This is a genomic window from Streptococcus sp. 27098_8_103 (genome assembly GCF_041432345.1).
GTDB classification, from domain to species: domain Bacteria; phylum Bacillota; class Bacilli; order Lactobacillales; family Streptococcaceae; genus Streptococcus; species Streptococcus mitis_BV.
Map to the genome: position 1 here is coordinate 20,169 of NZ_JAPVZK010000005.1, position 25,022 is coordinate 45,190.

The following is a 25,022-nucleotide window of genomic DNA, read 5'->3' on the forward strand; positions in this document are numbered from 1 at the left end:
GCCTATGTCATTACTAGCATTTGAAAATGTATCCAAATCTTATGGAGCAACCCCAGCCCTTGAAAATGTTTCTCTTGACATCCCAGCTGGAAAAATTGTTGGTCTCCTTGGGCCAAACGGCTCAGGAAAAACAACCCTGATTAAACTAATCAATGGCCTCTTGCAACCAGATCAAGGACGTGTCCTCATCAACGACATGGACCCAAGTCCAGCAACCAAGGCCATCGTAGCTTATTTGCCGGATACGACCTATCTCAATGAGCAAATGAAGGTCAAAGAAGCCCTAACCTACTTCAAGACCTTCTATAAAGATTTCAATCTTGAACGTGCCCATCATCTACTTTCAGACCTGGGTATTGATGAAAATAGTCGTCTTAAGAAATTATCAAAAGGGAATAAGGAAAAGGTACAACTGATTTTGGTTATGAGCCGTGATGCCCGCCTCTACGTTCTGGACGAACCTATTGGTGGAGTGGATCCAGCAGCCCGTGAGTATATCCTCAATACCATTATCAACAACTACTCCCCAACTTCTACCGTTTTGATTTCTACCCACTTGATTTCTGATATCGAGCCAATCTTGGATGAAATTGTCTTCCTTAAGGATGGAAAAGTCGTCCGTCAAGGAAATGTAGATGATATTCGCTATGAGTCTGGTGAATCCATTGACCAGCTCTTCCGTCAGGAATTTAAGGCCTAAGCAAAGGAGATTATTATGTTTTGGAATTTAGTTCGCTACGAATTTAAAAATGTTAACAAGTGGTATTTAGCCCTTTACGCTGCTGTTCTAGTCCTTTCCGTTCCTCTAGGAATGCAAGGACACTACTATTCTTATGTATCTTTCAAAGATAGCCAACCTTTCCTATTTGTCTTTCTGGCTCTCGTCTTTGGTGGCTTGATAATTACACTTGGGATTTCAACTCTTTTCTTGATTATCAAACGCTTCAAAGGAAGTGTATATGACCGCCAAGGCTATCTGACTTTGACCTTGCCAGTTTCTGAGCACTATATCATCACAGCCAAATTAGTTGGAGCCTTCATCTGGTCTATACTTAGCTCGGCTGTACTGGCTCTAAGTGCTTTTCTTATTGTGACTATAACGGTTCCAGAATGGATGTTAAATTATGACTTGATTCCACTTCTAGGAACATACCTTCCTCAACTCTCTCTTGTGGGGTTATCCCTCCTACTAAATACCATTTCCAGTATCCTCTGCATCTACTTGGCTATTTCCATTGGACAACTTTTCAACGAATACCGCACAGCACTCGCTGTTGCAGCCTACATTGGGATCCAAATCGTCATTGGCTTTATTGAAGTCTTCTTCAATACCAGTGCGAACTTCTATGTCAATTCACTTGCAGGATTTAATGATAATTTCTATATGGGAGCAAGTACGGGCATTTTTGAAGAACTCATTTTCATAGCTATCTTTTATCTCGGAACCTACTATATCTTGAAAAACAAGGTTAATTTGCAATAATATCAGAGTCTAGCGACAATAACTCGCTAGGCTTTTTTCGTCTTCAACACCTACATTTTTATTTTTATATGAAGTATTTAATAAAAAGGAGTATAATGACTTTAAAACTGATTACATGTATATCGATAGGGAGGTCAACTCTTTATGCTGAGAAGATTTGTTACTAAGAAGCACCTCGTACTTTACTTCTTTTCTATTGCCATTACTTGGCTGGAAGCAATTATCACGCCAGCCCTTGTTCAGAATATTGTTGCTAGTTTTACCAATCAAGAACTAGGCCTTCTTTGGAAAGTTTTGATTTTGGGAATCCTTGGAAACCTCATTCTATTACTAGGCTTAGCTGGGAAACGCTATTACTACGCCCGTTTGATTACTGACTTTAAATATGGAATCAAGAGTGCTATTTTCAAGCGATTTTTAAGCAGTTATGAGATTGATGAAAAGGATATTTTGTCTGACCTAGAAAACGACGTCAAGCAACTAGAAGAAAGCTATATCGAGCCAACCGTCATCATCATTTCTTCTCTTGGTTTCACCACTGTGTCCATTCTCTATGCCTTGTGGACCAATTTTTACTTAGGCTTGATTTTCATCCTCTTCTACTCCTTTCCTGTACTCTGCAGTGCTATCGGATCAAAGCGCTTGGATTCACTTTCTGAAAAGCGGTCAACTGTTAACCAGAGCTACTTATCAAGCTTGACAAATTTTATTGGTGGCAGCCAACAAATTCGCCATTATCAGGGACAAGATTTCTTTTTTGCTCGCTACCAAAAGCAATTACAAACCAGTCTGGATGCCGAAATCAACTATGAAAAACAACGAACTTTAAACAGTCTTTTTATCAATAGCATCGATGCCTTTTGTTCTGTCACACCAATCGTCATCGGTGGCTTTATGACCTACTATAATTATTTAGATGCGGCGAGTTTTGTGGCCATCTATCTGGTTTCTCATAATATCGGCTATCAATTCCAAGAGTTGGCTTACTTTACCAACACCCGAAAAGCGAATCGAACTCTTCTCAATAAATACCAAAAACTTTTAGGCCAGTCTGACTTCATCTCGCCTAGAAGCATAGAAAACATTTTCCCTATCCAGCTTAAGAGCATCTCCCTAGAAAAAGATGGGAATATCCTCTTGTCTCCGATTTCCATGCACATCAAGCAAGGAGAAAAAATTGCCATTATCGGGGAAAGTGGCTCTGGTAAGACAACCCTGCTCAATATCATTCATGGAGAAGAGACACCAACAAGTGGACAGATTAGCTTTGCTGGTCAAAACCTGTCACGTCAAGAAATCACAAGCTTTAGTTCCTATATCCTCCAAGATAGCCATTACTTTGACACGCTATCTCTGGAAGACAATATCCTTCTAGGACTGGATAAAAAGGAGGAACACTTAACTTACATCCTCAAAAAAACAGGATTAGAACATTTGAAAAATCGAACGCTCAGCAATGATAGTCTGTCTGGTGGCGAGAAACAACGCCTCGAAATCGCTCGCGCCCTCTACCATGATAGCCAACTCATCTTAGCAGATGAGATTAAGGCCAATCTTGACTCGGAAAATAGCAGAAAAATTAGCGACTTGCTCTTCTCCCTACCACAGACAGTCATAGAAGTCATTCACCACTACACAGAAGAAGACTTAAAACACTACGACCAAGTCATTCACTTAAACAAAGAAAAGTAGTATTCTATAACATACGATTTTAAAAAGCAAGGAACCCAAATTCCTTGCTTTTTAACTCAATATCAAACTGGCTACAATAGGGCTGACAAAGACATAGAGAATACCGGTGACACCGATAGCCAAACCACCCATGGCTCCTGCTACAGAACCGTATCGAAAGGCTGTTCCCGTTCCAACTGCGTGACCTGTTCCTCCAAGGGAAAGACCAACAGCTACTGGGTCGTCAATTTTCAACCACTTCAAAAGTGTTGGTCCGATGACACTGGTTAAAATCCCAGTTGCGACTACAACGACCAAGGTCACAGTCGTCAAACCTTGCAATTTTTCTGTAATTCCTACTGCCATGGCGGTTGTCACTGACTTAGGAAAGAGTGAAATGGCTAGGAAAAAGTCCATTCCAAAAATCTTAGCTACAAGGGCCGTGAAAGAGGTATTGACCACTACCGCTAACAGACTTCCAAAGAGAATACTCCGAGCATGGTGCTTCATCAAGTGAAAACTCTTATAAAGCGGAATCCCTAGAGCCACGGTCGATGGGACAATCAAGTTGTTCAGATAAACCCCACCCTGGTAGTAATCTTGGTAAGAAATCCCCGTCACCTTTAGAAAGATGATAATGAAAACAGCTGACAAAAGCAAGGGCGTTGTCAATGGATGGGGAAAACGTCTGTAAATCAGCATTCCTACTAGATAAGCTAGGATAGACAGGGCTAGCCCAAACAGGGGATTGGAAACAAATTCACTCATTTGGCATCTCCTTTCTCATAATCTCCCTCAAACCGTCGTTTGATAAACTGAACCACCAAAGCAATGAGGATAATATTGATGACTGCTGCAAAAAAGATAATCAAAACAATTGGCAAAAGATAGGGAGCAATCACATCAAACTTCTCCATGATTCCCACTGCTGGTGGCAAAAAGAGAATGGTCATATTGGCCAGCAAGAAATTCCCCACCATGTTGACATGCCTAGTTCTCAGCCACTTGAATTGTAGGGCTAAAAAGAGAATAATCAAGCCGATAATACTGCCCGGGATGGGCAAATGAAAGAAACTAGAGATCCCCTCTCCGATTAGAGAAATCACAAAGAGAATCATTAATTGAACATATAATTTCATCCTATACTCCACGAAATAGACTTCTTGCATACCAGTTTACTCTTTTTTCAGAAAATTTCAAGGAAATGCACAAGAGATGATGAAAATTAGACAGGAAAGGGGATACAAACAATTCTTGACTTGTGAAAATAGGCATGATTCAGGATAAAAGATGCCTGCGTCCTTCTTGCCAGCTCTTTTGAAAAGTAGTATAATTATTGCATGCGCAATCATCTTGTGATGTATAGATCGTCCGTGAATGGACTTTCTTCTATTTATAATTCTAAAAAGAAAGGAGATACTATGACCTATTTGGAAAAATGGTTTGACTTCAATCGGCGTCAGAAAGAAATTGAAAGTCTCTTGGAAGAGACAATTGCCCAGCAGAGCGAGCAAAGTCTGACCTTGAAAGAGTTTTACCTGCTCTACTACCTGGACTTGGCCCAAGAAAAATCTCTACGCCAGATTGACCTGCCAGATAAACTTCATCTGAGCCCGAGCGCTGTTTCTCGGATGGTGGCTCGCTTGGAAGCTAAAAATTGCGGTCTGCTTAGTCGCATGTGTTGTGATCAAGATAGACGTTCTAGCTTTATCTGCCTGACAAGTGATGGGCAAAAGACACTGGCCTCTCTACAGAAGGCTGTCGAAGAAAGCTTGGAAACTGGTTTGGATTTCTTGATTTAAGATGATTTTAGAAAAAAAGTTGCGTGCGCAATCATTTTTCTTGACATTCTCTTTTACAAGGAGTAAAATAAAGTCATCATCAAACAAAGGAGTTTTAAATATGATTGAAATTACCTATCTAGATGCTAGCAAGAATGAAAGAACTATAACGTTCGAATCTTATGACGACTTTGATCGTTCACAACAAGCTTGCCTTATCGGCGTCGCAGACTACTACCCTGTTCAAAAATTGACTTACAACGGTCATGATTTGGACTACCATGGAACTTACGGAGATATCTTCTTCTATCTCAAGAAACAAGATTTAAGCCAATATAACTAAAAAAGGAGAAATACAATGGCAAAAGCAATTACAGATGCAACATTCGAACAAGAAACAAAAGACGGTTTGGTCTTGGTAGACTTCTGGGCAACTTGGTGTGGTCCATGTCGTATGCAAGGTCCAATCTTGGATAAATTGTCTGAAGAACTTTCAGAAGATGTCTTGAAAATCGTTAAAATGGACGTTGATGAAAATCCAAACACAGCTCGTGCCTTTGGAATCATGTCTATCCCAACTCTTCTCTTCAAAAAAGACGGCCAAGTGGTGAAACAAGTTGCTGGTGTTCACACAGCAGAACAAATCAAGGCCATCGTTGCTGAATTGAGCTAATCACATTAGAGACCAAGTACTTGCTTTGGTCTCTTTTTTCTTGCCCTTTGCCATTTTTCAAAAAATATGCTAGACTGTAAGTAGAATATTACGATGTTTGGGACATGCCATCGCTAAAAAAAACCTCTACTTGGTATTTTTTAGCTCCCTCAAGGGAGCTTTTTGCGTGCTCTGAACATTTCCCATTTTGGAAGGAGTACTATGAAACGTCAATCAGCCTTGGTCGTCTTTAGTGGCGGTCAAGATTCTACAACCTGCCTCTTTTGGGCTAAAGAACACTATGAAACGGTCGAAGCAGTTACCTTTGCCTACGGCCAACGCCATCATCTCGAAATTCAAGTCGCTAGAGAAATTGCCAAGGAACAGGGTATTCGTCATCACATCCTAGATATGTCTCTGCTGGGGCAAATCACTGAAAATGCCCTGACCTCTGATCTAGAGATTGAGCAAAAAGAGGGAGAGGTTCCCAATACCTTTGTTGACGGTCGCAACCACCTCTTTCTATCCTTTGCGGCAGTCCTTGCTAAGCAACGTGGCATGAAAGATATCGTGACAGGTGTCTGCGAGACAGACTTCTCAGGCTACCCCGATTGTCGAGATGTCTTTGTCAAATCCCTTAATGTTACCCTCAACCTTGCCATGGATTACGACTTCGTTATCCAAACACCTCTCATGTGGCTAGACAAGGCTGAAACTTGGGAATTATCCGACCAACTCGGTGCCTTTTACTATGTTCGTGAAAAGACCTTGACCTGCTACAACGGGATTATCGGAAGTGGCTGTGGAGATTGCCCAGCCTGCCACCTACGTCAACATGGTTTAGATGTTTATCTCTCACAGAAAGGAGAGGACTAATGTTTTTTGCACCCAAAGAAATCAAACAGGAAACCGGGGAGTCTCTTGTCTACAATCCTCACAGAACCTTGGTATCAAAAGAGTTTACCTTCGATGCTGCCCACCACCTCTTTCACTATGAGGGAAAATGCAAATCCCTTCATGGTCACACCTATCATCTGCAGATTGCTGTCAGTGGTTTTTTAGATGAACGGGGTATGACCTACGATTTCGGATATATCAAAACGATCTACAAGAACTACTTAGAGCCCCACTTGGATCATCGCTATCTAAACGAAACTCTTCCCTATATGAACACGACTGCTGAAAATATGGTTTACTGGATTTTCCAAACTATGAGTCAAGAGTTGCCAGACGAACGTGGTCTCCGTTTGGAATACATTCGCCTCTATGAGACTCCGACTGCCTTTGCGGAGTTTAGACGGGAGTGGTTAGATGACTAGGGAACGTGTCCTCAAACTACCAGTTCTGGAAATTTTCGGCCCAACTTTTCAAGGCGAAGGTCGTGCTATCGGGCAGAAAACCATGTTTGTCCGCACTGCTGGTTGCGACTACCACTGCGACTGGTGCGATTCTGCCTTTACTTGGGATGGCTCTGAAAAGCCAACTCGTATGACAGCTGACGAAGTCATTGCTGCCTTGGATAAATTGGGGAGCTACGACTATGTCACCCTATCTGGGGGAAATCCTGCTATCCTAGCAGCCAACATGGCCGAATTGGTCACCAAACTCAAGGAACGTGGTGTCACTCTGGCTGTTGAAACTCAAGGCTCCCGCTGGCAAAATTGGTTAAAAGATATTGACCAGGTCACTCTAAGCCCCAAACCTCCTTCATCCAAGATGGAAGTCAACTTTGAGACCTTGGACTTTATCGTTTCCCAATTGGATCCAGCCAAGGTCACCTTTAAAATCCCTGTCTTTGACGATGCAGATTTGGCCTTTGCCAAAGGCATACAAGAACGCTACCAACCAGATGTTCTCTTCTTATCAGCAGGAAATCCTGAGCCCAAGACTAGAGGCAATATTGTCCAAGACCAACTGGACCGTCTCAAAGAACTCTGGGAACGCGTCGCTACTGACGATAGCTGGGGCAATGTCCGCGTCCTTCCTCAACTCCATACCCTTCTCTACGATAACCAACGCGGTGTTTAATACTCTTCGAAAATCAAATTCAAACCACGTCAACGTCGCCTTGCCGTACTCAAGTACAGCCTGCGGCTAGCTTCCTAGTTTGCTCTTTGATTTTCATTGAGTATAAAATTAGAAAGAAAAAATCATGTCACAACAAGAAGAAATGAAAAACCTCAGCCTACTGGGCAACAAAGAAACCAACTACATTTTCGAATATCAACCAGAAGTCCTCGAATCCTTTGACAATCGTCATGTGGAAAATGACTATTTTATCAAATTTAACTGTCCTGAATTTACCTCGCTTTGCCCCATCACTGCTCAGCCAGACTTTGCAACAATTTATATTTCCTACATCCCTGACAAGCTCTGTGTTGAGTCAAAATCCCTCAAACTCTATCTCTTTAGTTATCGAAATCATGGGGATTTTCACGAAAACTGCATCAACACCATCGGGAAAGACTTGGTCAACTTGCTAGATCCTCGCTATTTAGAGGTTTGGGGAAAATTCACTCCGCGCGGTGGCATTTCAATCGACCCCTACTACAACTACGGTAAACCTGGAACTAAGTATGAAGGCTTGGCAGAACAACGCCTCTTCCAACACGACCTTTATCCAGAGAAAATTGACAACCGCTAAACTCATACGAAAAAGCCCTGTTCCTCAAGATGAGGAGCAAGGCTTTTTAAGTTTCAATTATTCTTCTGTTCCAAGGAAGTTTTTTGCAACAAGAGCTGCAAGAACACCACCAAGGATTGGCGCAAGGATGAAAATCCAAACTTGTTGAAGGGCTGCGCCACCTACCAAGACAGCTGGTGCCAAGCTACGGGCTGGATTTACTGAAAGCCCCGTAATGTTCAATCCCACAAGAATCATCGCCATCAATGACAAACCGATTACCAAACCAGCAATCGCGCCATTTCCCTTGCTTGCTGATGTCACAGTCATGATAACCAAGACAAACAAGAAAGTTGAGATAACTTCAAACAAGAAACCACCAAAGACAGTGACACCGTTTGCCAAAGCATTTTCACCAAGACTAGCAGTTGACATGCCTGAGTTATCCAAGAGGAAGAAGACAGAAGCAGATGCTAAGAAAGCTCCAACTACTTGTCCAAGGATGTAGTTGACAAGGTCTTTTGATGACAAACGTTTGTTTACAAACATAGCAATCGAAACAGCTGGGTTCAAGTGAGCACCTGAAACAGTTCCGATTGAGTAGGCTGCAACTACGATTGCCAAACCAAAGGCAAAGGCGATTCCAAGGTGACCAAGGCCATCAAGACCATTTCCAAAAACAACAGCTCCTGTCCCAATGAACACAAGCATGAACGTACCGATTAACTCAGCGACAAATTTTTTCATTTTCTTTCTCCTTTTTTCAAAAACTAGATACTAGTCTATCAAAAGTAGGAAAGGGTTTCAAGAAAATTGTTTGGAAATTTTCAGGCTAGAATCCTGTAAAAACGGTAGTTTTTATTTGAAACATTTTTTTCAAAGGTATATACTATCAATATAGTTCTAATGAGTTATTTATTCCCTAATTGGAACTAATTTTTACAACTTTGCTGTTCTTTTATGAACGTTTGAATGGTATCGTGGATACCAAGGAGGAATCATATGTCTAAAGTTGCTATTGTCACAGGTGCAGGTCAAGGAATCGGTTTTGCAATCGCAAAACGATTGGTTCAAGATGGCTTTAAGGTAGGAGTATTAGACTACAATCCCGAAACAGCTGAAAAAGCTGTTGCCGAATTATCAGCTGAAAATGCCTTTGCTGTCGTAGCTGATGTTTCGAAACAGGCAGAAGTTGCCCAAGCATTTCAAAAAGTTGTTGACCATTTTGGTGATTTGAATGTTGTCGTAAATAACGCTGGTGTTGCTCCAACTACTCCTCTTGATACAATTACTGAGGAACAATTTACACGTACTTTCGGTATCAACGTTGGTGGTGTCATTTGGGGTTCACAAGCTGCACAAGCACAATTTAAAGCACTTGGTCACGGAGGTAAAATTATCAACGCCACCTCTCAAGCTGGTGTCGTCGGTAACCCAAATCTAACTGTTTACGGTGGAACCAAATTTGCTGTTCGCGGAATCACGCAAACATTAGCACGTGATTTAGCAGACTCAGGCATCACTGTTAACGCCTACGCACCAGGTATTGTGAAAACACCAATGATGTACGATATCGCTCATGAAGTTGGTAAAAATGCAGGAAAAGATGACGAATGGGGTATGCAGACATTTGCAAAAGATATTACTCTAAAACGTCTATCTGAACCAGAAGATGTGGCTGCTGCCGTCAGCTTCCTTGCAGGACCAGATTCAAACTACATTACAGGACAAACCATTATCGTTGATGGTGGTATGCAATTCCATTAAGATACACAAAAAGAGGTTGGAAAATGATTCAACCTCTTTTATTAGTCTTCATTATTAGTTAGGAGGATACAATAGAAACTCTCTCAATAGGCAATATTAGCTTATCCCTAGTATTGAAAAGACTGGATAGCTTCTTTCAAGTCATCTTGTAAACTATTTCTCTGGTCAAGTTGGACATAGACTTCCAACAGACAGGACTTAAAGTTGGAAAATTTATAAAAATCTTCCCTTTCTTCTATCGGAAAGTCAACAGCTTTTATCCAAGAAGCCACTTGCTCTTGCTCCAACTTCCCTTGTAAAATAGGTTCATAGATCACTCTTGCTAAACGCCAATCCTCATCATCTGTAAAGCGAATCAAAATTCTTTTAAATAGTTGGCCAAGTATCTCAAATACTTCATGAACTCTGGTTTTAGGAAAGTCTGGATAACAAACCACCTCTGTCAGTAAATCGGCTCCATGTGCAAAAGCATGAACCCAACCATACTGACTTGAAAAACCTGTTGTATCCTTTTCTTTTGAAAGATAGTACAACCCTTGATTTAAAAGGACATTACGAATTTCTGCTTTTAATCCCTGATAAAAAATCGATTGCTGGTTGGCATCTGCAGACAAGAGATTTGCATAAATAAGCGCCCTAAAAGAACGTTCAAGGGTTGACAGACCTACCTTATCAATCTCTTTATCTAGTCCTCCATCAGCTGATACCACCTCAGCAATGAACTGAAATTGTTCCTGTGTAAATAGCTCTTCCTGAATCCCTCTAGCAAAGCTTGTAAAAACAAGATCATCGCGAATTTCTGGAGAAGGATCTCCCAAATGATCAAGCAGCCACTGGATTTCCTCCTCATGATAACTTGTTTTTTCTTCTGCTATTTTTCTAAGTAACTCTTGATACATGGTCAATACCTCTACATTTCTAGCAACTTGATATAATCTAGACCCCATTTCTCGACAGCATCTAAAACAACTCTGAATTCCTGCCCCATTTCGGTCAAGCTGTACTCAACTCGTGGTGGAACTTCGGCATAGACCTTTCGTTGAACAATCTTATCCTTTTCTAATTGACGGAGATGACGGGTCAAAATAGTTTGAGTAATCCCAGGCAATAATCTCTGCAATTCTTTAAATCGTTTGGTACCTGTACTCAACTGATAAATGATTACCAGTGCCCATTTCCCCGTTAAAACCCTCTGCGTTGTCGCAAATGGACAAATACCATACTCACTCACTTTATTTGTCATAAAATATCTTCTTTCTATTTTTTTAAAAAAAATTTATCTTTTAGTATCAATAATAGTACCACCTTTGATACTAGCTATCGAAAAAGTGTCTACTTGTTTTTTAGATTGTAACTGTTACAATTATATCATAAAAAAGAAATGGAGAATAGATATGTCAACAAACTTAGAAATTTTCAACGCTTATAACCAAGCTTTAATTGCTGGTGACTTTCCTGGTGTCTTTGAAACGATGGCAGACAATATTATCTGGCATCAACCTGGTACTCATAGTATATCTGGTACAGTTGTTGGTAAGGACAAGCTAGGACCTCACTTGGCTACATTTGCTGAGAAAACTAATGGAACCTTTAAGGTGGTAACAAATTGGGTTTCTGACAATAAGGATTTAATCGCAGCTAATGTTACTTTTCTTGGAATACGGGCTGATGGTACTGAACTCAATATGAACGGGGTTGACCTCTTCCGCATTGAAGACGGAAAAATCAAAGAAGTTTGGCTCTTCTCTTCAGATCAAGCTGAAGAAGATAGCTTTTGGGGATAATTTAAGAGGCTAGGACAAAAAATTTTGATTTGAGGAATTCTTTATTATAAATTTTTAAAATCGATAGATTAGAAAAAAGCGAACAAGACAGAATTCTGAGTATCAGATAACTCGTTTTGTTCGCTTTTTATATTTAAGGTTAGACTTTTGTCCCAGACTCTTTTAATTTACTCTCCCAACTGGGCACTGTAGGCGATAATCTGATCAACTGTGTCAGACAAGAATTGGATGGTATCACGGAGTGGTTTATCTGTAGAGATATCTGCTCCGATAATCATGGCTGACTCAAGCGGTGTCTTGCTACCACCTGACTTAAGGAGATTGAGCCAGTCTTCAGCTCCAGTTTCTGAGTTTTTAAGATGGAGGTAACCAGCAGTCGAAATCACAAGTCCAGCAGAGTAAGTGTAACTATACAAGCCCATATAGTAGTGAGCTTGGCGCATCCAAGTCAGAGCCGCATCGTCGTCAATTTCAATGGCACCTCCCCAGAAGTCTGTCAAGACTTCCTTCATAATGCTATTAAGCTTGCTTGCTCCAAATGTTTCTCCCTCTTCAATCAGTGTATAAACCTTGCGCTGGAAGGCTGCTTCCAAGAGGTGGGTAATGAAATTATGGAAGTAGGTATCTGTCAAGCGGTGGGCAAGAGCGAAGCGTTTTTGACGCGGATCGTCAGACTGGTGTTCCAAGTAATCACTTAAAAGCAATTCATTGAAGGTTGACGGCGCTTCGACATAGTAAGTAGACATGTGGGCGTTGAAGTAACTTTGGTGATTGTCTGAAAAGATGAATTGACCAGAATGCCCAATTTCATGAATCAGGGTATAGACATCGCTCAAACGACCTGTCCAACTCATGAGGACATAAGGGTGCACGCGATATGGATCCGCCGCATAACCACCAGAATCCTTACCACTATTGGCAGCAAAGTCCACCCAGCGCTCTTCTTGATAGCGAGCAACTTCCTGACAATATTCTTGCCCCAAAGGCTCTACCGACTTCATGACCAAATCATAGGCGTCGTCAATAGTCACTTCAGGATTCAAGGCGCTGTCCAAGTCCAATTTCCAGTCTGCAAAGGTCATCTTTTCAAGACCATTGACCTTGGCAACATGCTTGAGGTATCTCTGAGCGACTGGCGAAAATTCCTGCATAATGAGGTCAATCTGGCAATCAAACATGGCACGGTCCACTTCTTGCTCAGCCAAAAGATAATCAAAGACAGAGTCGTAACCCTTCATATCTGCCAATAATTTTTCAGACTTGACTTGGGCTAAATAGGCTGCCGCAGCTGTATTTTGGTGCTTACGAAGACCTTCTGAGAAGGAACGGAAAGATTTTTCACGAACCTCAGCATCCTCGTGATTTTGGTAGAAATTCTCATAGGTGACAAAGCTGTTTTTGTAGGTCTTGCCATTGACTTCAAAGTCGGCCATTTCAAAATCCCCAGCTCGCATCTTAGTGTAAATATCCTGCGGACTGTAGAAAACCTCGCCGAGATTGGTCAAGGCCTTCTCCACATCAGCCCCTAAATAGTGGGCTTTTTTTATTTTGGCCTGACGAATGGCAGCTGTTAAATGAGGCAATTTACCCAAACGGTCCAAGACTTCCTCATCTGCTACCATCAAGGCATCGTCAAAGAAGGTCAGAGCTACGCTGGCGTCTGTTTCAAATTCCATCCCAGCTTGGGCAATGTTGGCAAATTCGTCATTGCTATAGTCTGTCGTCTGAGGCATAAAGCCATAGTTGCCAATATGGCTCATCTGAATGTAGATTTGTTCCAATTCCGCAAAGGCCTTCTCGAAATCTTCAAAAGTGTGAAGATTGCCATTGTAGTCACGGCTAAACTGGTTGATGTCTTCACGAGCCTTCTCGATTGCACGCAAGAAATCCTCACGGTCTTGGTATAGGGCTGTTAAATCCCAAAGTTCCTTCTCTGGAAATTCTGAACGGTGTTTTTGTTCCATTTTCTTCCTCTTATTTCTCTAATTCTAATAAAACACTAAGGGCTGATAAGGCGTAAAGCGGTGCTGTTTCTGCTCGCAAAATACGAGGACCAAGACCTGCCAAGACTGCTCCCTTAGCTTCAAAACTTTCGATTTCTGCAGGTGACAGACCACCTTCTGGACCAAAGATAAAGAGCAATTTGGCTCCCTTCTCGAGTCCATTAACTGCTTGTAAAAGCGCAGCGGCTTCTCCTTCTTTGGCCGACTCTTCATAAGCCACTACGATAGAGTCAAATTGGTCCAGTTGAGCTAGAAAGTCTGATTTTTTCTCGAAAAGTGTGACACTTGGTACTAGATTACGCTTGCTTTGTTCTGCTGCTCCAAGGGCAATTTTTTCTAGTTTTTCAATCTTTTTACCCAATTTCTTGCCATCCCATTTGGCGACCGACCAATCGGCAGGGAAGGACCAAATCTGGCTGGCGCCCAGTTCAGTTACTTTTTGAGTGATAAACTCGAGCTTGTCGCCCTTGGGAAAGCCAGATGCGATGGTCACCTGGATTGGTAATTCCACGTTGTCAGCTAACTTTTCAACCAACTCAAACTGACGATTTTCAACATCCAAGACGCGCGCCAAATGCTTGATACCATCATCAAAGACTAAGGTCACTTCATCATCTTCTTTCAAGCGCATAACCTGAAACATATGCTTGCTGGTTTCCTTGTCCTCGATGGTGACAGGAGAGATAGCACTGCCTTTGACAAAATACTGTTGCATGCTAGCCTCCAATCACACCGGAAATATCCTTGGTTTTCTTAAAGACACAGGCATTCCATTCCCCTTGAACCATGTGAGTTTCGAGGAAAAATCCAGCTGACTCAGCCGACTCGCGCACCATGTCCCACTTGTCCTTGATAATGCCACTCATGATGAGGTAGCCTTCATCCTTGACCAAGCGGTAAGCATCATCCGTCAAATGAATAAGGATATCCGCCAAGATATTAGCCACAATCACATCTGCCTCAATCTCAACTCCCTTAAGCAAGTCTCCTGCTGCTACATGAATGTTTTCCATACCAGGGTTGAGCTCAATATTTTCCTGAGCAACACGAACTGCCACATCATCCAGGTCGTAGGCAAAGATTTCCTTGGCACCAAGTAGCGAGCTGGCAATAGAGAGAACCCCTGAACCAGTACCCACATCTAGCACTGTTTCCCCACCACGAAGAACCTGCTCCAAGGCAAAGAGGCTCATCTTAGTGGTTGGATGGGTCCCCGTACCAAAAGCCATACCTGGATCCAGCTTGATAATCTTTTCCCCAGCAGTCGCCTCATAGTCCGTCCAAGACGGCACAATGGTCAAATCATGAGTGATACGAGCTGGTTCATAGTATTTCTTCCAGTTGTCTGCCCAGTCTTCCTCAGCCAAGGCAGTCGTCCCCATCTTGACCTCTCCCAAGTCCATAAAATCAGTTAGTTCCGCGAGACGGGCCTGCAAGTCTGCCTCAACCGTTGCTACATCAACCGTATCAGGGTAGTAGGCTGTCACTACGATTTCTTCTTGCTGCTCAACCTCTGGGAAAATCTCGCCGAAGCGGTCAACATTTCCCACATAGTCCATACTATCTTCGATCGCAACACCTTGCGCTCCCAGCTCAATCAAGAGATTGGAAACCAACTCCTCTCCCTCACGCTTCACTGTAACTTTTAACTCTTGCCATGTTTCCATATTTAAGATACCAAGCCCGTAAAACACAAAGCCAAAATAGAAACTTCTCTGAAGACGCTTGTGTCTATGAGAAGTTTATCTTTTTGGCACAGTGTTTAGGGCGGGTTCAGTTTAGAAATTTAACCGAACCATCCTTTCTAATCACTTACTTTATAATAATCTTTTAATCTCTCTTGCAAATGAGGTACAACTTGACTGGAGCTAAGAAATTCCTTGACATTCATGAGCTGATAGCCCTGCCCTTCATCACCAAAGGTGATATTGTCAAACTGGTTCTGTGTTAACTGACCGACTAGAAATACAGATTGTTTATCCGCAAAAAGCATACTTGGATAAAACTTACTCCAAAGCAGACAATCCTCAGTCAAATGAATTCCCAGTTCTTCATAAACTTCACGCGCCGCACACTCAAAAGGACTTTCATTACCTTCGCGTCCACCACCGGGCAGTTCCCACATATTGGGCCAGGGAATGCTTGCCTTATCATCGCGTAAGATAGTCAAGAGCTTATCCCCACAAAACAAAGCAATCTTGCAGCCTGTGAAATCAGAAATTTCTAGTTCCATATTAGACTCCTTCGGTTAATTCCTTTTCCAGCTCGGCTAACCAGTTTTGATAATAGCTTTTCTCATCCCGTAACATCCGGCTGCTATTCATTTTCTGTCTAGCAAGCTTCATAGCCTTGTGAGTTTGAACTACATCTTTCTTTACTTTAAATTGATACCAAGCTTGAATGACCTGCATATCTGCTGTTTTTATAGATAAAAAGGATTTGACCCCTCGAATACTTGCATATTCTTCCGCATTCTTATTATCTCCTTCCATCAGAGCAACTTGAAGAAGGTATAATTGAGAACTAGTTTTAGACATTGGATTATCTGTTTTCTCTAACACAGACTGAAACTGTTGCTTTGCAAGCTCTATATTATCATCCAATATGAATACCAATCCCTGAAGAGTCCGAACACTTTCTGCAAAACTTCCTCTCACATCCTCATCAACAGACATGATAAAGTCTTTTAAATCATATTCTTGAGGAGCTAGCAAGGTCTGGGCAGAATGCCTCAACATTAGGTAGGCGTATTTGGTATTTTCAGGTTGTTGTAGCAATTCCCAAATTTTCGCTCCATCGGTGATGCCGACTGGCAAAATGTTATTTAGGAAGAAAGACAAATTAAGAAAAATCCAAGTCCCTGCAAAATACCAGCTTCTTGTCAAAAATCCAAACACTATCGCCAATAATATCAAGCTGAGATGAACCATCAAGCCTCCTGAAAGCATCAGGATGATTCTTTGATCGCTTTCATCTTCTTTCAATCCAATATACTGAGCACCAACATTTTTTATAACTGCTGTTCGACTAAGATGAAGCCTTCCTGACTTTTTGGTTAAAAGAAAGTTCCCTAATCCAAAAGCCACCAGACGATAGCCTGTCAGATAACCACAAAATGCATGACCAAGCTCATGAAGAATCAAGATTACATACATGCTTAGAAAAGCAAAAGCATAACCAAAACTAAAAACTAATAATGCAGAATAGCCCAACTCTGCAAATGCGATGGTTCCACAAGCAAAAGCTAGCATAATAAAGACAACAGCTAGCACATAAACCAAATAAATCCCAATTTTCTTCATAAAATCTCCAACCAACTCCTAATATCTCGGATAAGGATAAAATTCTCCCTCTTCCAAGCCTACTTTTCCTTCTTCAAAGACTTCTTGGTTCCATTCCATGACAAATTCTTCTGCTTCTGGGTCTTCCAAAAAGTCCATGAGGGCATCTAGTCCAACCTCGGCAGTGTCTTTAAGGAATAGAGCAAAATAAGCTAAAAATTCACGAGAAAAACCTTTTTTAGGTAGGTAAGGAATGACAGTCAAATAGTCTTCCTCATTGACTGTTGATTTGGCAGGATTGTAAAAAAGCACTGCTTCCTCAAAGAGAATGTCATCTGACGAAACCTCTCCGTCTTCATCTACCATCTCCACACCTGCAGCGTTTTGCGCTTCCAATAGAAAACTCACTTCAACCGCGTGGTTACGCTTGTCCCAACTAATCTCAAAGTCAAAGGGAAAATTCTTCTCCAACTCTTCCTCTAAAACATCTAAAAATCCGTATGTTGCCATTTTGTCCTCTTTCTATGCGACTCTTTAATCGCCCCGATTGCTCGGAAATATGCTAAAATAGATACTACCATCTTACCACATATACATCAGAAAATCCACGTTAGAAAGGACTGCTATGCCAGACAATCTCGCACTTCGCATGCGCCCTAAAACCATCGATCAGGTCATCGGTCAGGAACATCTGGTCGGACAAGGAAAAATCATCCGTCGCATGGTGGAAGCCAACCGCCTGTCCTCCATGATTCTATATGGACCTCCGGGAATCGGCAAGACCAGCATTGCATCAGCCATCGCTGGGACTACTAAGTATGCCTTTCGAACTTTCAATGCGACAGTTGATAGTAAAAAGCGACTGCAAGAAATCGCTGAAGAAGCTAAATTTTCAGGTGGCATCGTCCTATTACTAGACGAAATCCATCGTCTTGACAAAACCAAGCAAGACTTCCTCTTACCTCTCTTGGAAAGCGGACTGGTCATCATGATTGGAGCTACAACTGAAAATCCTTTCTTTTCTGTCACTCCTGCCATTCGTAGCCGTGTTCAAATTTTTGAGTTGGAACCTCTGTCTAACCAAGACGTCAAAGAGGCTCTTCAGATAGCTCTAAGTAACCCTGAGCGTGGTTTTGATTTTCCAGTAGAACTAGATGAGGAGGCGCTGGATTTCATTGCGACCTCTACAAACGGAGACCTTCGCTCTGCCTTCAACTCACTTGACTTGGCTGTTCTTTCTACTCCCGAAAATGACAAGGGCATCCGCCATATCACTCTAGACATCATGGAAAATAGCCTGCAGCGAAGCTACATCACTATGGATAAGGATGGAGATGGCCACTACGATGTCCTCTCAGCCCTGCAAAAGTCTATCCGTGGCTCAGATGTTGATGCCAGTCTTCACTATGCTGCCCGCTTGATTGAGGCTGGTGATTTGCCAAGTCTCGCTCGTCGCTTGACTGTTATCGCCTATGAAGATATCGGCTTAGCCAATCCTGAGGCTCAAATTCACACCGTAACTGCTCTAGATGCTGCACAAAAGATTGGTTTTCCCGAAGCCCGCATTCTCATTGCCAATGTCGTGATTGATTTGGCCCTTTCTCCAAAATCCAACTCAGCCTATGTAGCTATGAATAAGGCTCTTGCCGACCTCAAAACATCAGGGCACTTGCCTATTCCGCGACACCTGCGTGATGGGCACTACAGTGGAAGCAAGGAACTGGGGAATGCCCAAGACTATCTCTATCCACACAACTATCCTGGAAATTGGGTCAAGCAAGACTATCTACCAGAAAAAATTCGTAATCATCACTATTTCCAAGCAGAAGATACTGGTAAATATGAACGGGCTTTGGCTCAAAGAAAGGAAGCTATCGACCGTTTGCGAAAAATCTGAAATCCTTTTCAAAAAATTGCACTTTCCTCTTGATTTTTTTTGAAAAAGTGGTATTATATAAACATAGAAACGCTGTGGTGTACGACTTCACACTTAAGTGTTGACCGACTATTTTTTGTATTATTAGGGAAACAAAAGTCTTCTAACAGCATGTAGGCCGTCTCACACGGAAACAGCTTCAGTTAGAGCGAGTTGCCCACCTGCTTAATTGCGCGGGTTCAATACAAACCGTGAAGTTTCGGCACCAATACAGCTTTTTTCTTTGCCTCCTTAGCTCAGCTGGCAGAGCAGCGGACTCTTAATCCGTGGGTCACAGGTTCGATCCCTGTAGGGGGCATCTAAATACAACAGGAAAAAGCCTTGTAAATCAAGGCTTTTTTTGCTTGTCTATAACTGATTTACCCCATCATTTGTCCCACATTTTAAATCTATCTTTTCTTTTTGAATCAAATTACATCTATACAAATAGTGTAAAGCCAGTTACTTTTGCTTTGATGCCATACAATATTTTCATGTAGAGAAGACAAATTTTATCTTCTCTTTTTATTTTCAAAATAATAAAAACTGATTTTCTTTTCATAAATCAGACTGAAACTTCCAAATTTTCCATTTTGTTTATTGATATTTCCTCTAAAAAGGTGTATAATATTTTTATTATCAAACTATACTATATAGGGGGTATTGAAATGAAATTTTCTAATCGTTTACTGCTATTCCTTGCAGGAGTTGTTTTTGTCCTTTTAGGACTTTTCCTATTTACACACCCAGTAGCTAATCTTGTTGTTTACAGCTGGTGGATTGCATTTGGTTTACTGGTTGCTTCTATAGCAGCTATTTTAGGCTATTTCTCTGTACCAAAAGAGCTTCGCTCACCAGCTCATCTTTTCCAAGGGATTGTTAATCTTCTCTTAGCTCTTTACCTCGTTGCCTATGGCTTTGTGACGCTGCCAGTTGTCATTCCAACTATTTTAGGAATTTGGTTAATTGTAGAAGCCATTATAGCTTTCTTTAAAGGCAATCGTCTGGGATTGATTTTCCCTATTATTGGCAACCATATCATGTGGGTAGCCTTGCTTGCATTTTTACTAGGTCTAGTGATTTTGTTCAATCCAGTAGCTACAAGTGTCTTTGTCGTTTATGTCGTTGCCTTTGCATTTTTAATTGTTGGTTTCACCTATATCCTTGATGCCTTTCGTAAATAATCTAGCTGCCATTTTGGGCATATTAAAAAAGCTGGGAAGTTACATTCTCAGCTTTTTCTGTTGCCTCCTTAGCTCAGTTGGTAGAGCAGTAGACTCTTAATCTATGGGTCGCAGGTTCGAGCCCTGCAGGGGGCACATCTAAATCAACAGAAATAAGCCTTGAAACCAAGGCTTTTTTTAACGTCTAATAGCTTTTTGTAGAAAAGTATTTAAAAATAAAAGAGAAGAGAATCTCTCACTCTCTTCTCAGTATATCTTATTAAATTTAGTTTTTCTTAATCTACCTGATTTTCCTTTGCAACGACAAATTCCTTAACCAATCGATAGATAACAGCAAATATCGGTGTAAAGAATATCATCCCAAGTAAGCCAAAGAGATTGCCTCCAATACTAGCAGCCGCAAGCGTGAAAATAGCTGGCAAACCAATAGACTGACCTACAACTCTAGGATAAATAAGGTTTCCTTCAATCAGCTGTATAACTTGATATAGAAGAAGAGAAAGTAAGGCTTGAGTAGGACTCACTGTGAAGATAAAAATCGCTCCCACAACACAAGCAATCATAGGCCCTACATAAGGAATGAACGATAGCACTCCTGCAAAGATACCTGTCATTACTCCATAGGGTATCCCAAACACGCTGTAACCAACCGCTATCATAACTCCTATGATAACTGCTTCAATCAGCTGACTCATCAAAAATTGGTCATAAGTCTCTAGTGCTACTTGTCCAATGTAAGTCAACTTTATCACCACCTTCTCTGGAAGAAAAACTTTTAGAAGTCGACTCGTCATCGCTGCCAAATGTTCCTTACTGGATAAAAATAAAAAGGTGAAGACTATAATCAAAAAGGCATTCATCAAACTTGAAAAAATATTGCCGATATTACTAGTCAGACCTGATAAAAAACCTATCAAAGCTTGGCTAATAGAACTAGATTGTCCCTGTATGCCTGATACGATAGTTGACAACATGTCTTTGGTTACAAATTCCGAGCTGCCTAGCAATTTCCCAAGTTGAGTAAGGACTGTTGAAAGGACTGTTCCCAGCTGACTAATAGTCTGGGCTAGGGTTGGCAGCACCAAAACCAAAAGAGCAATCACGATTAAGATAAGAGCTAGGAAAACAAGTACCATGGCAATCGGACGACGCAACTCTGCCTTTACCTTCAATTTAACTAAGTACTGTTCAATTTTTTTCATAGGAACATTAAGCACAAAAGCAATAACAGCACCATAAATCAAGGTTGATATTACATCAAAGAGAGAGATTGCTCCTGATATAAAGCTCGATGCATTCAGAATTACAAGAGCAACCAGCCCTATAAAAAGTATTAACGGGGTGTATTTTTTTACTAAGTTCATAAATTCTCCTTAATAAACATGTTTAGATACGACTATACTATTTGGTTTTTCAAACTCTCGATTAAGGTAGGCTTGGTAAGTTCCTGGAGCGATAAATCCTTTGGGTGAGAGGATATCGGTGCCAGCCTGACCGACTATGGTATCAGCCAAGAGCACACAGTTTGTAGATAAGACAAAGTAGGATTTAAACTTAGATTTGATAAATTTATAAAGTTCCCCATCTGTCTCATGTCTGATTTTATAAGCGTAGGTGTAGTCTTCCTTACCATCACCTGTCATGATTTTATCTGCACTTGGCTCCCATGGAATCGTCAGTTGTTTCAATTCAGCCAACTTTTTCTGAACTGCTTTTTCCATTTCAGGCGTCAAATCTATCCCATAACCAAAAAGCGTTTTTTGACTCTCACGTTTACATAGGTCAATGTACTTGTCACGATCACAGAAATATAAGACACCATCTCCTACCATGCCAAATAAGGTCTCAGAAGACGGATCATAGTTGCCATAAGAAATAACACGGCCTTGATAGCAGATATCCACATGACCAATTGCCGAAAACAGAGAGGTCTCAGCTGTATGAACAAAAATTTCAAGCTCCGCTGTCTTACCAGACTTCACTATTCCAAGATGGATATCTTCTTCCTCATCAGCATTTTCCAGCATAAATTTGTTAACTTTTGCTAAAGTTCTTGCAGGGATGAGAGCGGCTAGGACAATAGGTAAGCTAATTCTAATACGACGTTTGAGATGGTTTTTCCCAATTTCCTCCTCAAACAAGAAACCATCACGGATATTGGACACACCATAAAGGAAAAAATAAGCCCCTAATACAAAGAGTTGAAAGACAGAATTTCCTGTAGAGGACAAAAGACTAGTCCCACCAAGAAAAACTAGTACGAGTCCATCTAGTAAGAGACGAAAACGAGGTCGAATTTTGTTTTTGCGGTAGAGAACATAGGTGACAAGGTTAATACTAGCATGAAAAATCTGATAAACTCCAATCACAAGAGCCAAAATATAAATCGGCACATCCGTCGCAAGATTGGAGCCAAGCAAATATCCCAGCACTAACAATTTAACCAGTGCAACTCCCAAGGTGTCCGTTGACTGACTTTTTTTGAAAATACGTAATACTAAATCTAAGACCGTTGCTATCCAAGCTAAAAACAGAACCAGTCGAATAACCTTTACTGGCAACCAAGTCCCCGTGACCATCAAGATGAGACCTAGCAGAACAAACAAGAACCCCTGAGCAAGTAATTTCTTACCTGTCAGACCTAAAGATAGAATTTTCGCCATATAAAAACCTTTCAACAATAAAAATTAAACACTCCGATTAAACTGACTAGTAAATAGCCAACACTACAAACAGCCTGTGCCAGCAACATATGGTGACTAGAAATGACTGTAGTAATGTCACCATCTTGTCTTATGCACTTCTAAAATTTGTTATATTGATTAGAAACCAGAGCTTATAAAAACTAGCTAAACTCGAGAGATAGACACAATTGCGACGAAAAAATGTATAACCAATTCAACTTGTTAAGGTAAGAAAGCATTATTTCCAATCTATTAATTATTCATCTATTACCTATTATGACACAATATTCCCTATAGTTCAACTTTTTACTTGTTTTTATATTACACGGACTAAAAAGTTTTCAACAGTTGATTGCATTTGTTTTAATAAGTTTTAACCTTTCTTGGTTAGATAAAAAAAGAACCATACAGTTTAGAATCTGTATGGTTTTTGCCCCACTTTTGTCCCATTTTTAAATCATGACATTGAAAATACCTAAAAGTACCTTCCGAAAATCACTTAAATTTCAACTTTTTAATTACTTTCAAGATGATATAGTCTCCCAAATCCATGGGGGCATCTACATACAACAGGAAAAGCCTTGGAATCAAGGCTTTTTTGTGTAGTCTTAGCACTAAAAAACGATAGAAAAAACACCCCTTCTGAACTGCACCCCAAAAGTTAGACAGAAAAAACCTAACTTTTGTGGCGCAGTTCATTCGCGTCACATGAAGTTATTTAAGCATCTTCTTTTCTTTTATTACCATTTTCTGTTATAATAAATTTTACTTCTAAAATAGAAAGGTCTTAAGATGACAACTCTTATTAAACATAAACGTGTAGAATTTTCAGAACTTTTTTATGACCTAGTTTTTGTTTTTGCAATTTCAAAAGTAACTACTTTAATTGACCATCTTCATAACGGTATTTTGACTTGGAATTCTTTCCTTGATTTTTTCATTGCTACTTTGTTTCTCATCGATTCCTGGATGATTCAAACCGATTATACCAATCGCTATGGAAAGAACTCTTTATTTAACATAGTAATCATGTTTATCAAAATGGGAATTTTACTCTTTATAGCCAATATGATTGGACCTGATTGGCAACAATATTTTCATTATCTCTGTTGGGCTATTGGTACATTAACCCTTACCTTATTTTTTCAATATTTGGTTGAATTTTTTAGAAAATCAACCGATGATGCTAATCGGGAAAGTATCAAAGGTTTTCTATGGATAACAGGTCTAGGAAGTTTAGGATTCTATCTAGCAGCTCTTCTTCCTATTTACCTTAGAGTCTATATCTTATTTGCTAGTATTCTGCTAACATTTATTATGCCAAGTATCTTGCTTAATAAAGATAAGCATTACCAGGTAAATCTCCCCCATTTAATCGAGCGCATCTCCCTTCTTGTCATTATTATGTTTGGAGAGATGATTACGGAGCTAGCTAACTTCTTTACAATCGAGAATTTCTCGATTTATTCGGTTCTTTATTTCATTATTATGATTTCTCTGTTCTTGTTTTATTTTGGTCAATTCGACCATGCTATTGATGAAAAATCTAATCAAAAGGGACTATTTCTAATTTACAGTCACTATCCTATTTTCATTGGACTTCTTATGATGACCGTTTCGATGAGTTTTCTTCTGAATCCTGAAGCTAATCGTCTCTTTGCAACCAGCTTCTCTTATATCGGATTTGGCCTCTTTCAAGCTGCTGTCCTAGTAAATGGGCCCCATAACAAACACTATCTTCGCTATTCGAAAAGTTACTACTGTGTCCAAGCGACACTCTATCTGGCTGCCTTGATTCTCTCTTTAATCTTTGCTTCTAATCCTATAATAGTAGTGAGTATAACAACCATTTTAGCTCTAGCTATAGCCATTCATTTTATTTATTTTTATATGACACAGAATAAAAAATATTCCAAATCTAACTGGGAGTTATTTTAATGAGTTTATAACATTAAAAAGCTTTGGGAACCAAGGCTTTTTTTCATTAATTTGTTTTTCCATTTTATCCTCCGATTTGAACTCGCACTGACATTTATTTATAACAACACTATATATCTAGTATGGCCCAATCATTAGGTATTATAGGTTTTCAAACCAAATACGAGTCATTCGTTTTTGCCCCACTTTTGCCCCATTTTTAAATCCTGACATTGAAAACACCTAAAAGTATTTCCCTAAAATCAGCTATATTTCA

At 40.5% G+C, this 25,022-nt stretch carries 28 protein-coding genes and 2 tRNA genes; 17 read left to right on the forward strand and 13 right to left on the reverse strand.

The genetic code is table 11. From position 1 onward, the window contains the following. Window positions 1–4: 4 nt before the first annotated feature. The 3 genes from O3599_RS02180 (at window position 5) to O3599_RS02190 (ending at window position 3,175) form a co-directional block, all read left to right on the forward strand. Window positions 5–700 (forward strand): ABC transporter ATP-binding protein, encoded by a 696-nt coding sequence (locus O3599_RS02180; protein WP_084930266.1) that lies wholly within the window; start codon window positions 5–7, stop codon window positions 698–700. 15 nt (window positions 701–715) lie between these two features. Beyond that, window positions 716–1,483 carry a hypothetical protein gene (locus tag O3599_RS02185; protein WP_247939788.1) on the forward strand — a complete coding sequence of 256 codons (768 nt, stop codon included), beginning with the start codon at window positions 716–718 and terminating at the stop codon, window positions 1,481–1,483. Between the two features lie 144 nt (window positions 1,484–1,627). After that, window positions 1,628–3,175, forward strand: a complete 1,548-nt coding sequence (locus O3599_RS02190; protein WP_247939787.1) for an ABC transporter ATP-binding protein — start codon at window positions 1,628–1,630, stop codon at window positions 3,173–3,175. Window positions 3,176–3,226: 51 nt separating this feature from the next. Here the strand turns inward: O3599_RS02190 and O3599_RS02195 are convergent, their stop codons facing one another. Both O3599_RS02195 and O3599_RS02200 read right to left on the reverse strand, forming a co-directional pair. Further along, window positions 3,227–3,922, reverse strand: a complete 696-nt coding sequence (locus tag O3599_RS02195; RefSeq protein WP_001288952.1) for an LrgB family protein — start codon at window positions 3,920–3,922, stop codon at window positions 3,227–3,229. Further along, complete coding sequence (locus O3599_RS02200; RefSeq protein ID WP_000781322.1) at window positions 3,919–4,293, reverse strand: CidA/LrgA family protein; 375 nt, start codon at window positions 4,291–4,293, stop codon at window positions 3,919–3,921. The genes O3599_RS02195 and O3599_RS02200 overlap by 4 nt, the downstream gene beginning before the upstream one ends. 282 nt (window positions 4,294–4,575) lie before the next feature. Between O3599_RS02200 and O3599_RS02205 the strand changes: the two genes are divergently transcribed. The 7 genes from O3599_RS02205 (at window position 4,576) to queF (ending at window position 8,231) form a co-directional block, all read left to right on the forward strand. After that, entirely contained in the window at window positions 4,576–4,956 is a 381-nt protein-coding gene (locus O3599_RS02205; RefSeq protein ID WP_247917087.1) for a MarR family transcriptional regulator, read from the forward strand. A gap of 100 nt (window positions 4,957–5,056) precedes the next feature. Beyond that, window positions 5,057–5,278, forward strand: coding sequence for a DUF4649 family protein (locus tag O3599_RS02210; protein ID WP_000570248.1), 222 nt, complete (start codon window positions 5,057–5,059; stop codon window positions 5,276–5,278). A gap of 15 nt (window positions 5,279–5,293) precedes the next feature. Next, entirely contained in the window at window positions 5,294–5,608 is a 315-nt protein-coding gene (trxA, locus tag O3599_RS02215) for a thioredoxin (RefSeq protein WP_001029581.1), read from the forward strand. 201 nt (window positions 5,609–5,809) lie between these two features. Then, window positions 5,810–6,463, forward strand: a complete 654-nt coding sequence (gene queC, locus O3599_RS02220; protein ID WP_247939732.1) for a 7-cyano-7-deazaguanine synthase QueC — start codon at window positions 5,810–5,812, stop codon at window positions 6,461–6,463. Then, complete coding sequence (gene queD / locus O3599_RS02225; protein ID WP_247939731.1) at window positions 6,463–6,906, forward strand: 6-carboxytetrahydropterin synthase QueD; 444 nt, start codon at window positions 6,463–6,465, stop codon at window positions 6,904–6,906. The genes queC and queD overlap by 1 nt, the downstream gene beginning before the upstream one ends. Then, on the forward strand, window positions 6,899–7,615 hold the full coding sequence (gene queE / locus O3599_RS02230) for a 7-carboxy-7-deazaguanine synthase QueE (RefSeq protein ID WP_247939730.1): 717 nt from the start codon (window positions 6,899–6,901) through the stop codon (window positions 7,613–7,615). The genes queD and queE overlap by 8 nt, the downstream gene beginning before the upstream one ends. 124 nt (window positions 7,616–7,739) lie before the next feature. After that, complete coding sequence (gene queF / locus O3599_RS02235) at window positions 7,740–8,231, forward strand: preQ(1) synthase (RefSeq protein WP_000082587.1); 492 nt, start codon at window positions 7,740–7,742, stop codon at window positions 8,229–8,231. A 57-nt stretch (window positions 8,232–8,288) separates the two neighbouring features. On the opposite strand, the gene O3599_RS02240 is transcribed toward queF, so the two are convergent. Beyond that, the gene (locus O3599_RS02240) at window positions 8,289–8,957 is read right to left on the reverse strand and encodes an MIP/aquaporin family protein (protein ID WP_247939729.1); all 669 of its coding nucleotides are present in this window, start codon (window positions 8,955–8,957) and stop codon (window positions 8,289–8,291) included. Window positions 8,958–9,212: 255 nt separating this feature from the next. Here O3599_RS02240 and O3599_RS02245 point away from each other — a divergent pair, with 255 nt between their 5' ends. Then, entirely contained in the window at window positions 9,213–9,977 is a 765-nt protein-coding gene (locus O3599_RS02245) for a (S)-acetoin forming diacetyl reductase (RefSeq protein ID WP_000048147.1), read from the forward strand. Window positions 9,978–10,084: 107 nt separating this feature from the next. Here the strand turns inward: O3599_RS02245 and O3599_RS02250 are convergent, their stop codons facing one another. Beyond that, window positions 10,085–10,876, reverse strand: coding sequence for a DUF2785 domain-containing protein (locus O3599_RS02250; protein ID WP_247939733.1), 792 nt, complete (start codon window positions 10,874–10,876; stop codon window positions 10,085–10,087). A gap of 11 nt (window positions 10,877–10,887) precedes the next feature. After that, the gene (locus tag O3599_RS02255) at window positions 10,888–11,220 is read right to left on the reverse strand and encodes a helix-turn-helix domain-containing protein (RefSeq protein WP_000182730.1); all 333 of its coding nucleotides are present in this window, start codon (window positions 11,218–11,220) and stop codon (window positions 10,888–10,890) included. Window positions 11,221–11,371: 151 nt separating this feature from the next. On the opposite strand from O3599_RS02255, the gene O3599_RS02260 reads away from it, so the two are divergent. Continuing rightward, on the forward strand, window positions 11,372–11,761 hold the full coding sequence (locus O3599_RS02260; RefSeq protein WP_247939728.1) for a nuclear transport factor 2 family protein: 390 nt from the start codon (window positions 11,372–11,374) through the stop codon (window positions 11,759–11,761). 167 nt (window positions 11,762–11,928) lie between these two features. On the opposite strand, the gene pepF is transcribed toward O3599_RS02260, so the two are convergent. From pepF to O3599_RS02290, 6 genes are all read right to left on the reverse strand, one after another. Continuing rightward, window positions 11,929–13,725 (reverse strand): oligoendopeptidase F, encoded by a 1,797-nt coding sequence (gene pepF / locus O3599_RS02265; RefSeq protein ID WP_247939727.1) that lies wholly within the window; start codon window positions 13,723–13,725, stop codon window positions 11,929–11,931. Window positions 13,726–13,735: 10 nt separating this feature from the next. After that, complete coding sequence (locus O3599_RS02270; RefSeq protein ID WP_247939726.1) at window positions 13,736–14,479, reverse strand: 16S rRNA (uracil(1498)-N(3))-methyltransferase; 744 nt, start codon at window positions 14,477–14,479, stop codon at window positions 13,736–13,738. A 1-nt stretch (window position 14,480) separates the two neighbouring features. Then, window positions 14,481–15,431, reverse strand: a complete 951-nt coding sequence (gene prmA / locus O3599_RS02275; protein ID WP_045605872.1) for a 50S ribosomal protein L11 methyltransferase — start codon at window positions 15,429–15,431, stop codon at window positions 14,481–14,483. A gap of 137 nt (window positions 15,432–15,568) precedes the next feature. Beyond that, window positions 15,569–15,997 carry an NUDIX hydrolase gene (locus O3599_RS02280; protein ID WP_247939725.1) on the reverse strand — a complete coding sequence of 143 codons (429 nt, stop codon included), beginning with the start codon at window positions 15,995–15,997 and terminating at the stop codon, window positions 15,569–15,571. Window position 15,998: 1 nt separating this feature from the next. Beyond that, on the reverse strand, window positions 15,999–17,066 hold the full coding sequence (locus tag O3599_RS02285) for a M50 family metallopeptidase (protein WP_247939724.1): 1,068 nt from the start codon (window positions 17,064–17,066) through the stop codon (window positions 15,999–16,001). Between the two features lie 18 nt (window positions 17,067–17,084). Continuing rightward, window positions 17,085–17,555: a DUF3013 family protein gene (locus O3599_RS02290; protein WP_000257122.1), complete on the reverse strand. Its 471-nt coding sequence runs from the start codon at window positions 17,553–17,555 to the stop codon at window positions 17,085–17,087. A gap of 115 nt (window positions 17,556–17,670) precedes the next feature. Here O3599_RS02290 and O3599_RS02295 point away from each other — a divergent pair, with 115 nt between their 5' ends. The 4 genes from O3599_RS02295 to O3599_RS02310 all read left to right on the forward strand — a co-directional run bounded on the left by O3599_RS02295 (window position 17,671) and on the right by O3599_RS02310 (window position 20,279). Then, the gene (locus tag O3599_RS02295) at window positions 17,671–18,942 is read left to right on the forward strand and encodes a replication-associated recombination protein A (RefSeq protein WP_247939723.1); all 1,272 of its coding nucleotides are present in this window, start codon (window positions 17,671–17,673) and stop codon (window positions 18,940–18,942) included. A 264-nt stretch (window positions 18,943–19,206) separates the two neighbouring features. After that, window positions 19,207–19,279 (forward strand) — tRNA-Lys (locus O3599_RS02300). 349 nt (window positions 19,280–19,628) lie between these two features. Beyond that, entirely contained in the window at window positions 19,629–20,144 is a 516-nt protein-coding gene (locus O3599_RS02305) for a DUF308 domain-containing protein (protein WP_247939892.1), read from the forward strand. 62 nt (window positions 20,145–20,206) lie between these two features. After that, window positions 20,207–20,279: transfer RNA gene (locus O3599_RS02310), tRNA-Lys, on the forward strand. A gap of 140 nt (window positions 20,280–20,419) precedes the next feature. Here O3599_RS02310 and O3599_RS02315 read toward each other — a convergent pair. Together O3599_RS02315 and O3599_RS02320 are read right to left on the reverse strand one after the other, a co-directional pair. After that, the gene (locus tag O3599_RS02315; RefSeq protein WP_049551477.1) at window positions 20,420–21,508 is read right to left on the reverse strand and encodes an AI-2E family transporter; all 1,089 of its coding nucleotides are present in this window, start codon (window positions 21,506–21,508) and stop codon (window positions 20,420–20,422) included. Window positions 21,509–21,517: 9 nt separating this feature from the next. Beyond that, window positions 21,518–22,807 carry a hypothetical protein gene (locus O3599_RS02320; RefSeq protein ID WP_004256070.1) on the reverse strand — a complete coding sequence of 430 codons (1,290 nt, stop codon included), beginning with the start codon at window positions 22,805–22,807 and terminating at the stop codon, window positions 21,518–21,520. Between the two features lie 813 nt (window positions 22,808–23,620). Between O3599_RS02320 and O3599_RS02325 the strand changes: the two genes are divergently transcribed. Further along, on the forward strand, window positions 23,621–24,766 hold the full coding sequence (locus O3599_RS02325; protein WP_261032347.1) for a low temperature requirement protein A: 1,146 nt from the start codon (window positions 23,621–23,623) through the stop codon (window positions 24,764–24,766). Window positions 24,767–25,022: the final 256 nt, after the last annotated feature.

Bases quoted from the DNA above. Each gene is read 5' to 3' on its own strand.
- O3599_RS02200 (WP_000781322.1), bottom strand. From the start codon at position 4,293: ATGAAATTATATGTTCAATTAATGATTCTCTTTGTGATTTCTCTAATC.
- queE (WP_247939730.1), top strand. From the start codon at position 6,899: ATGACTAGGGAACGTGTCCTCAAACTACCAGTTCTGGAAATTTTCGGC.
- O3599_RS02255 (WP_000182730.1), bottom strand. From the start codon at position 11,220: ATGACAAATAAAGTGAGTGAGTATGGTATTTGTCCATTTGCGACAACG.
- O3599_RS02190 (WP_247939787.1), top strand. From the start codon at position 1,628: ATGCTGAGAAGATTTGTTACTAAGAAGCACCTCGTACTTTACTTCTTT.
- O3599_RS02205 (WP_247917087.1), top strand. From the start codon at position 4,576: ATGACCTATTTGGAAAAATGGTTTGACTTCAATCGGCGTCAGAAAGAA.
- O3599_RS02325 (WP_261032347.1), top strand. From the start codon at position 23,621: ATGACAACTCTTATTAAACATAAACGTGTAGAATTTTCAGAACTTTTT.
- O3599_RS02285 (WP_247939724.1), bottom strand. From the start codon at position 17,066: ATGAAGAAAATTGGGATTTATTTGGTTTATGTGCTAGCTGTTGTCTTT.
- O3599_RS02320 (WP_004256070.1), bottom strand. From the start codon at position 22,807: ATGGCGAAAATTCTATCTTTAGGTCTGACAGGTAAGAAATTACTTGCT.
- O3599_RS02240 (WP_247939729.1), bottom strand. From the start codon at position 8,957: ATGAAAAAATTTGTCGCTGAGTTAATCGGTACGTTCATGCTTGTGTTC.
- O3599_RS02185 (WP_247939788.1), top strand. From the start codon at position 716: ATGTTTTGGAATTTAGTTCGCTACGAATTTAAAAATGTTAACAAGTGG.
- trxA (WP_001029581.1), top strand. From the start codon at position 5,294: ATGGCAAAAGCAATTACAGATGCAACATTCGAACAAGAAACAAAAGAC.
- queF (WP_000082587.1), top strand. From the start codon at position 7,740: ATGTCACAACAAGAAGAAATGAAAAACCTCAGCCTACTGGGCAACAAA.
- O3599_RS02270 (WP_247939726.1), bottom strand. From the start codon at position 14,479: ATGCAACAGTATTTTGTCAAAGGCAGTGCTATCTCTCCTGTCACCATC.
- O3599_RS02305 (WP_247939892.1), top strand. From the start codon at position 19,629: ATGAAATTTTCTAATCGTTTACTGCTATTCCTTGCAGGAGTTGTTTTT.
- O3599_RS02290 (WP_000257122.1), bottom strand. From the start codon at position 17,555: ATGGCAACATACGGATTTTTAGATGTTTTAGAGGAAGAGTTGGAGAAG.
- O3599_RS02210 (WP_000570248.1), top strand. From the start codon at position 5,057: ATGATTGAAATTACCTATCTAGATGCTAGCAAGAATGAAAGAACTATA.
- O3599_RS02180 (WP_084930266.1), top strand. From the start codon at position 5: ATGTCATTACTAGCATTTGAAAATGTATCCAAATCTTATGGAGCAACC.
- O3599_RS02245 (WP_000048147.1), top strand. From the start codon at position 9,213: ATGTCTAAAGTTGCTATTGTCACAGGTGCAGGTCAAGGAATCGGTTTT.
- O3599_RS02315 (WP_049551477.1), bottom strand. From the start codon at position 21,508: ATGAACTTAGTAAAAAAATACACCCCGTTAATACTTTTTATAGGGCTG.
- queC (WP_247939732.1), top strand. From the start codon at position 5,810: ATGAAACGTCAATCAGCCTTGGTCGTCTTTAGTGGCGGTCAAGATTCT.
- O3599_RS02250 (WP_247939733.1), bottom strand. From the start codon at position 10,876: ATGTATCAAGAGTTACTTAGAAAAATAGCAGAAGAAAAAACAAGTTAT.
- O3599_RS02280 (WP_247939725.1), bottom strand. From the start codon at position 15,997: ATGGAACTAGAAATTTCTGATTTCACAGGCTGCAAGATTGCTTTGTTT.
- O3599_RS02295 (WP_247939723.1), top strand. From the start codon at position 17,671: ATGCCAGACAATCTCGCACTTCGCATGCGCCCTAAAACCATCGATCAG.
- prmA (WP_045605872.1), bottom strand. From the start codon at position 15,431: ATGGAAACATGGCAAGAGTTAAAAGTTACAGTGAAGCGTGAGGGAGAG.
- O3599_RS02260 (WP_247939728.1), top strand. From the start codon at position 11,372: ATGTCAACAAACTTAGAAATTTTCAACGCTTATAACCAAGCTTTAATT.
- pepF (WP_247939727.1), bottom strand. From the start codon at position 13,725: ATGGAACAAAAACACCGTTCAGAATTTCCAGAGAAGGAACTTTGGGAT.
- O3599_RS02195 (WP_001288952.1), bottom strand. From the start codon at position 3,922: ATGAGTGAATTTGTTTCCAATCCCCTGTTTGGGCTAGCCCTGTCTATC.
- queD (WP_247939731.1), top strand. From the start codon at position 6,463: ATGTTTTTTGCACCCAAAGAAATCAAACAGGAAACCGGGGAGTCTCTT.